The organism is Streptomyces sp. NPDC055103, from assembly GCF_053607625.1.
The window spans coordinates 56,497-63,758 of the sequence record NZ_JBSGTX010000055.1 but is presented as its reverse complement, the minus strand read 5'-3'; the positions used below and the strand labels follow the sequence as shown (position 1 = coordinate 63,758).

General features: G+C 73.5%; 6 protein-coding genes and 1 pseudogene. 3 read left to right on the top strand and 4 right to left on the bottom strand.

The genetic code is table 11. The features are described from left to right. Positions 1–320: pseudogene (locus tag ACWFR1_RS29160) on the bottom strand (hypothetical protein); the annotation flags it as partial. A gap of 13 nt (positions 321–333) precedes the next feature. On the opposite strand from ACWFR1_RS29160, the gene ACWFR1_RS29155 reads away from it, so the two are divergent. After that, the gene (locus ACWFR1_RS29155) at positions 334–693 is read left to right on the top strand and encodes an RICIN domain-containing protein (RefSeq protein ID WP_453556296.1); all 360 of its coding nucleotides are present in this window, start codon (positions 334–336) and stop codon (positions 691–693) included. Here the strand turns inward: ACWFR1_RS29155 and ACWFR1_RS29150 are convergent. Continuing rightward, the gene (locus tag ACWFR1_RS29150; protein WP_453556293.1) at positions 690–1,124 is read right to left on the bottom strand and encodes a Zn-ribbon domain-containing OB-fold protein; all 435 of its coding nucleotides are present in this window, start codon (positions 1,122–1,124) and stop codon (positions 690–692) included. The genes ACWFR1_RS29155 and ACWFR1_RS29150 overlap by 4 nt on opposite strands. Beyond that, a complete protein-coding gene (locus ACWFR1_RS29145) occupies positions 1,121–1,573 on the bottom strand; it encodes a DoxX family membrane protein (protein WP_453556290.1) in 453 nt (150 codons plus the stop codon). Before ACWFR1_RS29145 ends, ACWFR1_RS29150 begins: the two co-directional genes overlap by 4 nt. Before the next feature lie 178 nt (positions 1,574–1,751). On the opposite strand from ACWFR1_RS29145, the gene ACWFR1_RS29140 reads away from it, so the two are divergent. Beyond that, positions 1,752–2,975: a flavin-containing monooxygenase gene (locus ACWFR1_RS29140; protein ID WP_453556287.1), complete on the top strand. Its 1,224-nt coding sequence runs from the start codon at positions 1,752–1,754 to the stop codon at positions 2,973–2,975. Between the two features lie 120 nt (positions 2,976–3,095). On the opposite strand, the gene ACWFR1_RS29135 is transcribed toward ACWFR1_RS29140, so the two are convergent. Continuing rightward, positions 3,096–4,826 carry an FG-GAP-like repeat-containing protein gene (locus tag ACWFR1_RS29135; protein ID WP_453556284.1) on the bottom strand — a complete coding sequence of 577 codons (1,731 nt, stop codon included), beginning with the start codon at positions 4,824–4,826 and terminating at the stop codon, positions 3,096–3,098. Positions 4,827–5,029: 203 nt separating this feature from the next. Between ACWFR1_RS29135 and ACWFR1_RS29130 the strand changes: the two genes are divergently transcribed. After that, positions 5,030–7,252, top strand: coding sequence for an acetate--CoA ligase family protein (locus tag ACWFR1_RS29130; protein ID WP_453556282.1), 2,223 nt, complete (start codon positions 5,030–5,032; stop codon positions 7,250–7,252). Positions 7,253–7,262: the final 10 nt, after the last annotated feature.

Below are 7,262 nucleotides of genomic sequence, written 5' to 3'. Positions count from 1 at the left end.
GGCGCGGGCGGCGCGGGCGGCGGGGGCGGCGGGGGCGGCGCGGGCGGCGGGGGCGTGGCCGGCGGCGGATCGGGCAGTGGGTCGGGGAGCGGGTCCGGCAGCGGCTCGGGGAGTGTTTCCGGCAGTGGGTCCGGGGGCGGCTCGACCACGACCAGCCCGGGCGGCGGCGGGTCGACCACGACCAGCACCGGCGGCAGCGGCGGCTCGACCACCACCCAGCCCGCCCCGCAGCCCTCGCGGACGACCACCAAGCCCGCACCCCCGCCGCCGACCGGCGGTTCGGCGCCCTCGGGGACGTACTCGCTGGAGAACGGGTCCACGGGCAACTGCCTGGTGGAGTACAACGCGGGCTTCAGCGACGTCGTCGGCACGACCGCGTGCGGCTCCAAGGGCAACGGCACCGGCACCTACTGGTACGCCTGGACCTATCGGCCCCACGCGGACGGCACCTTCGCGCTGGTCAACAAGACCTCCAGCCGCTGCCTCCAGCCCGCGGGCAACACCGCCGTCACGACCGTCACCTGCAACGGGGCGAGCGCCCAGTCCTGGAAGGTCCTCACCAGCTCGTCCTCCGGCCGGACCTTCAAGAACATGAGCGACGGAAAGTGCCTGACGGCCGGCTCGTTCGCCGCGACGACCTACGCCTGCGGTTCCGGCTCCGGGCAGCTCTGGCGGAACATCGCCCCTCTCTAGGTCCCGTCCGGCCCTGAGCCGCCGGACAGGACCTGGCCGGCACCCGTGAAGACGGGGACCGTCGCCTCGCCCTCCCGGCGGAAGGCGACGGTCAGCTCCATCCCGATCCGGAGCTCCGCCTCCGGCACGTCCACGACCTCCGTCATCATGCGCGGGCCCTCGGCGAGGTCGACGACGGCCGCGACGTACGGGACGCGCTCGCCGAAGGGCGGGAGGTCGTTCCGGTGGACGACCGACCAGGTGTAGAGCGTGGCCCGCCCGCTCGCCCGCTCCCAGCGGACGTCCTCGCTCCAGCAGTGGGGGCAGAACTCGCGCGGGTAGTGGTGGGTCCTGTCGCAGGCCGCGCAGTGGCGCAGGAGCAGCCGGCCTTCGGCGGCGGCGTCCCAGTACGGGCGGGTGAAGGCGTCGATGTCGGGGTCGGCGGCCGTCATCCGAAGAGTCCGATCGCGGAGTCGAGCGACCAGGTCTGCCAGGACATGGCGAGGAGGGCGACCAGGGAGATCAGCGCCATCATCGCGTTCTGCCCCTGCTCGGCCCAGTCGTGGATCATCAGGACGAGGTAGAGGAGGTTGAGGAGGAGGCCGGCGACGAGGGCGACCGGGGTGAGGAAGCCGACGACCAGGCCGAGGCCCAGGGCGAGTTCGGCGTAGACGACGACGTACGCCATGAGCTTGGGGCGGGGTGCGACGACGGTGTCGAAGCCCTTCTTCACCTGGGGCCACTTGTGCTTGCCCGCGACGTCGGCGGCCCAGGCGATGCCCGTGCCGCGCTCGAACCAGCCCTTCCTGTCCTTGTGGCGCCAGCTCTCCAGCCACCACAGGCCGAGGCCGATACGGAGGACGGCGAGCCATTCGGCGCCGGTGAGCCAGACGGTCTGCATGAGCGCCCCTAGGGGAGACGGTGAATCTGACGGTACGTCAGTTCAGCGCAGGGTGCGGCCTCGCGCAAGGGGTGGGGTCGGCGGTCGCGACGAAGCCGACGCCGACGTGACCGATTCGCAACCGAAATCCCGCTTCGTCGAGACCCACTGCGTGTACACGTCATTACGCTCAGCAGTCATGGTCACCACCCCCCAGCAACCCTCCACCCACCCCGTGTACGTCATCGGCGGCGGCCCCGGCGGACTCGCCGTCGCCGCCTCCCTGCGCGAGCGCGGTGTCCGGGCCGTCGTCCTGGAGAAGTCCGACGCCGTCGGCGCCTCCTGGCGCGCCCACTACGACCGGCTGCGGCTCCACACGACGCGGCGGCTCTCCGGCCTCCCCGGCCTGCGCATACCCCGTGCCTTCGGCCGCTGGGTCGCCCGCGCGGACGTGGTGCGCTACCTGGAGACGTACGCCGAGAAGCACGAGCTGGCCGTCGTGACGGGCGTCGAGGTCTTCCGGATCGAGCGGGCGGGTGCGGAGTGGGTCCTGCACGCGACCGGCGGGCGGCGGCTCGTCGCCGGCGCGGTGGTCGTGGCCACCGGGTACAACCACACCCCGTACGTGCCGGAGTGGCCCGGCCGGGACGCGTACGAGGGCGACCTGAGCCACGCGCGGACCTACCGCAACCCGGGGCCGTACGAGGGGAAGGACGTCCTCGTCGTCGGCATCGGCAACACCGGTGCCGAGATCGCCGCCGACCTCGCCGAGGGCGGTGCCGGGCGCGTACGGCTCGCGGTGCGGACCGTCCCGCACATCGTGCGCCGTACGACGGCCGGCTGGCCCGCGCAGCGGTCCGGCATCCTGATCCGGCGGCTCCCCACCGGCCTGGTGGACCGGCTGGGCGCGCTCCTCGCCAGGTTCGCGACGCCGGACCTCACGGCGTACGGGCTGCCCCGGCCGGACACGGGTCTCGCCACGCGCCAGCGGGAAGGCGCGGTCCCGGTGCAGGACGTGGGCCTGATCGACGCCGTGCGGGCCGGGAAGGTCGAGATCGTCGCCGCCGTCGAGGGCTTCGAGGGCTCCGAGGTGCTCCTCGCGGACGGCACCCGGATCGCCCCGGACGCCGTCGTCGCCGCCACCGGCTACCGGCGGGGCCTCGAACCGCTGCTCGGTCACCTGGACGGCGTGCTCGACGCGCGCGGGCTGCCGCTGACGCACGGGGCACGCTGCCCGCGCGAGGCGCCGGGGCTGTACTTCACGGGGTTCACGAACCCGATCAGCGGGATGTTCCGCGAGCTGGCGCTGGACGCGGAGAGGATCGCGCGCCGGATCGCCCGGACGGGCGGGGGCGCGAGGACGGGCACGGGCCCGGGCCTGGACGCGGACACGAGAACGGGCACAGGCGCGGGCGCGAGTTGAGGCGGTGCCCCGTCCCCAGCGGATGGGGGCGGGGCACCGACCGGTCCCGGGAGGGCGGGACCTGAGGGGGGCGGCACCTGGGGGCGGGACCCGGCGGGCGGGCCCCCGGCGGGGGCGGCATCAGAACAGGGAGAAGCCCTTCCAGCCCCAGCCGGCCTTCACACGGGACTTCAGACCGCCCTTGCGGTCGCCGTCGTACCGCCACAGCACACCGGCGGCATCGGTGGCGAGGACGTCGGCCACGCCGTCGCCGGACAGATCGCCCACGCCGAACGTGGTCATGCCCTTCCAGCCCGAGGCGATCTTGGTGCGCGGGCCCCGCTCGTAGCGGTAGAGGTCGCCCGCCGAGGTCAGACCGAGGTAGTTCTGGTAGCCGCTCGCCGTGAACGCGCCGATGCCCGTCACGCGGTAGGCGCCGTAGCCGGAACCGGACCTCTGGCGGGTCTGGAGGCCCCCGCGGCCGTTGCCCGCGTAGCTCCAGAGGATGCCCGCGGGGTCGACGGCGAGGACGTCCGGGTAGCCGTCGCGGGTGATGTCGCCGACGCCGGTGAGCCGGAGGTCCTTCCAGCCCCAGCCGATCTTCACCTTCGCCGCGAAGCCGCCGGACGCGGTCCCGTCGAGCCGCCAGAGGCCGCCGGTGGCGTCCTGGGCGAGCGCGTCGGGCCGGCCGTCGGCGTTGAGGTCGCCGGCGGCGGTGAGGCGGTAGCCCTTCCAGCCCCAGCCGATCTTCACGCGCGGCTTGAGGGCGGCGGTGGCGGTGCCGTCGTAGCGCCACATGACTCCCGTGGGGTCCACGGCGAGGACGTCGGGGCGACCGTCACCGGTGTAGTCGTGGCGGAAGGTGCCGTGGGGGTTCCAGCCGCGCGGGGCCATCCAGGAGACCTCGCCGACGACGGTGCCGGGCGCCGAGAGGACCGTGCGGGGGCTGCCGGGAACGACGCTCCTGACGACTGCCTGCCGGTCGGCGCGGTACGCGATCTTGCTGCCGTCCGGGGACCACTCGGCGCCGAACGTGGCGCCCTCGCCCTTGATCAGGTCGTACGCGTCGCCGTCGGCGGTGTGGACGCGCACGTCCCCGCCGCCGGGCTCCGCGAAGGCGATCCGATCGCCGCTCGGCGAGAACGCCGGGCTGATGCCCCCGGAGACGAACTTCGGGTCGCCGCCGACGCGCGGGTCCCAGAGGTAGACCTTGGCCGCGCCCTTGTCGCCGCGCACGAAGGCGATCCGCCCGTCCCAGGCCACGTCCGCTTCGGCGGCCCCGCCTTCAGGGAGGGCGCTGTGGACGGCGCCGCTGTCGATGTCGACGCGATAGACAGGGAGAGGCCCGGCGATGCTTTCGTCGGTCCCCATGGCCATGGGCGCGAAGCTCAGAAGGATCTGCCGGCCGTTGGCGGTCCAGTCGAGGTCGGCGGGCTGGGCAAAGGGCACTCTGAGGCCCTCGCGGACCAGGCGGGCGTTCCTGCCGTCGGCGTCCGCGACCCAGATGGCGCCGCCGACGACGATGAAAGCCATGCGCAGACCGTCGGGCGAGAAGGTGACGCCGCCGATGCCGGTCTGGGGCAGCCCCGTGCCGGTGGGCACGAGCACGCGCCGGTCGGTGCCGTCGGCGTTGACGGTGATGATCGTGCCGGGGGTGCGGACGCTGCCGTCGGCGTTGTACGTGTACTCGGTGAAGACCACGCGGGGCTTCGGCATGACCTCGGCGGCCTGCGCCGGGGCGGTCGTGACCGCGGTGAGCGCGGCGGAGGAGGCGAGGACGGCCAGGGCGGTGCCGAGTGCGCGGCTGCGGCCCCGGACGCGCGTGGAGCGGGTGGAACTGGTCGAGCGGGTCGAGCGGTTGGAGCCGTTCAAGTGATCCCCCCAGAGCGGTTTTCGTCGGACGTTTCGGGCATGCCGTCCGGGAGGTGAGACGGCCCGCCCCGCCGAAGGGTTGTACGTGGCCGGGGAATCCGATCTGCCACAGACCGCCGCACACCCATTCCTGACTGGCCGTCAGTTCTGTAATCTGACTAGCCGTCAGCTGTATACGGATGGGTGAAGGGGCGGGCTGCACCATGCTTGGATCGACTCACGGCACCTTCACCATCGATCTCCGCGCCCGCGTGGTCGCCTGCGGGGAGACGTCCACCGCCGTCGTGCACGGCGTCACCGCCGCCCCCGGCGACCAGGACGTCAGCGGACGGCCCCTGCACGCCCCCGTACCCGACCTCGACCGGTTCTTCCGGCCCGGGTCCGTCGCCGTCGTCGGCGCGTCCGACGCCGAGGGCCGCCCCAACACCGGGATCACCCGGCAGCTGCTCGCCTGGGCCGAGCGGGTCGGCGCCCGGCTCGTGCCCGTGCACCCGACCCGGGAGAGCGTCTTCGGGATCGCCTGCGTCCCCTCCGTCGGCGCGCTCACCGAACCCGTCGACCTCGCCGTCCTCCTCGTCGCCGACCCGCTCCCCGTCATCGAGGAACTCGCCGACACGAAGGTGAAGTTCGCGGTCGCCTTCGCCTCCGGCTTCGCCGAGACCGGCGAGGCGGGCGCCGCCGCGCAGGAGCGGCTCGCCGCCGCCGTACGCCGCTCGGGGCTCCGGCTCCTCGGCCCCAACACCAACCTCAACGCCTTCGAGCGCTTCCGCGACGACCTCGAAGGCCCCGCCGTCGCCCTCATCACCCAGTCCGGGCACCAGGGGCGGCCCGTCTTCACCCTCCAGGAGCTGGGCGTCCGGCTCTCCCACTGGGCCCCCACCGGCAACGAAGCCGACCTGGAGACCTCCGACTTCATCTCGTACTTCGCCGGACTGCCCGAGGTCGGGGCCATCGCCTGTTACGTCGAGGGGCTCAAGGACGGCCGTTCCTTCCTCCTCGCCGCCGACCGGGCCGCGCGCCAGGGCGTTCCCGTCGTGGCCGTGAAGGTCGGCCGCACCGAGACCGGGGCCCGTACCGCCGCCTCCCACACCGGCAAGCTCACCGGCGCCGACCAGGTCGTCGACGCGGCCATGCGCCAGTACGGGGTGATCCGGGTCGACGGGCTCGACCAGCTCCAGGACACCGCGACCCTGCTCGCCCGCGCCCGGCGGCCGCAGGCCGAAGGCGTCGTCGTCTATTCCATCTCCGGCGGTACGGGGGCGCACTTCGCCGACCTGGCCACGGCGGCCGGGCTCGAACTCCCCACCCTCCCGCAGGCCAAGCAGGACGAACTGCACCAGTGGATACCGGAGTACCTGAGCGTCTCCAACCCCGTCGACAACGGCGGGCACCCGGTGGGCGACTGGCGCGGCCGGAAGATCATCGACGCGATCCTCGCCGACCCCTCCGTCGGGGTCCTCATCTGTCCCATCACCGGCCCCTTCCCGCCCATGAGCGACAAGCTCGCGCGGGACCTGGTCGACGCCGCCGAGGCGACGGACAAACTGGTGTGCGTGGTCTGGGGATCGCCGGTCGGGACGGAGGACGCGTACCGCACGACCCTGCTCGGCTCCTCGCGCGTCGCCACCTTCCGCACCTTCGGCAACTGCATCGGCGCCGTGAAGGCCTACCTCGACCACCACCGCTTCACCACCGCCTACCGCTCGCCCTTCGACGAGGCGCCCCGCACCCCCTCCCCCTCCTTCCGCAAGGCCCAGGCCCTCATGCGGCCCGGCCGGCGGCTCAGCGAGCACGCGGCGAAGCAGCTGCTGCGGGCGTACGGGATACGGGTGCCGCGCGAGCAGCTCGTGACGAGCGCGGCGGCGGCGGTCCGGGCCGCCGGGCTCGTCGGCTACCCGGTGGTGATGAAGGCGTCCGGCTCGCAGCTCGCGCACAAGACGGAGCTGGGCCTGGTGAAGGTCGGCCTCACCTCGGCCAGCCAGGTCCGGGACGCCTACCGCGAGCTCACCGACATCGCCCGCTTCGAGTCGATCGACCTCGACGGCATCCTCGTCTGCCAGATGGTCGGGCGCGGGGTCGAGATGGTGGTGGGCGTGACCCGTGACGAGCTCTTCGGCCCGACGGTCACCGTCGGCCTCGGCGGGGTCCTCGTCGAGGTCCTCAACGACACGGCCGTCCGCGTCCCGCCCTTCGGCGAGCAGGAGGCCCGCTCGATGCTGGGCGAACTGCGCGGCAGGGCGCTCCTGGAGGGCGTACGGGGAGCTCCGCCGGCCGACGTCGACGCGCTCGTCGAGGTCGTGCTGCGGGTGCAGCGGATGGCCCTCGAACTCGACGGCGACCTCGCCGAACTGGACATCAACCCGCTGATGGTGCTGCCGCGCGGGCAGGGGGCGGTGGCCCTGGACGCGCTGGCGGTCTGCCGCTGAGGAGGTCACG

Excerpts from the sequence above, each read along its gene's own strand:
- ACWFR1_RS29150 (WP_453556293.1), bottom strand. The coding sequence starts at position 1,124 with ATGACGGCCGCCGACCCCGACATCGACGCCTTCACCCGCCCGTACTGG.
- ACWFR1_RS29145 (WP_453556290.1), bottom strand. The coding sequence starts at position 1,573 with ATGCAGACCGTCTGGCTCACCGGCGCCGAATGGCTCGCCGTCCTCCGT.
- ACWFR1_RS29140 (WP_453556287.1), top strand. The coding sequence starts at position 1,752 with ATGGTCACCACCCCCCAGCAACCCTCCACCCACCCCGTGTACGTCATC.
- ACWFR1_RS29130 (WP_453556282.1), top strand. The coding sequence starts at position 5,030 with ATGCTTGGATCGACTCACGGCACCTTCACCATCGATCTCCGCGCCCGC.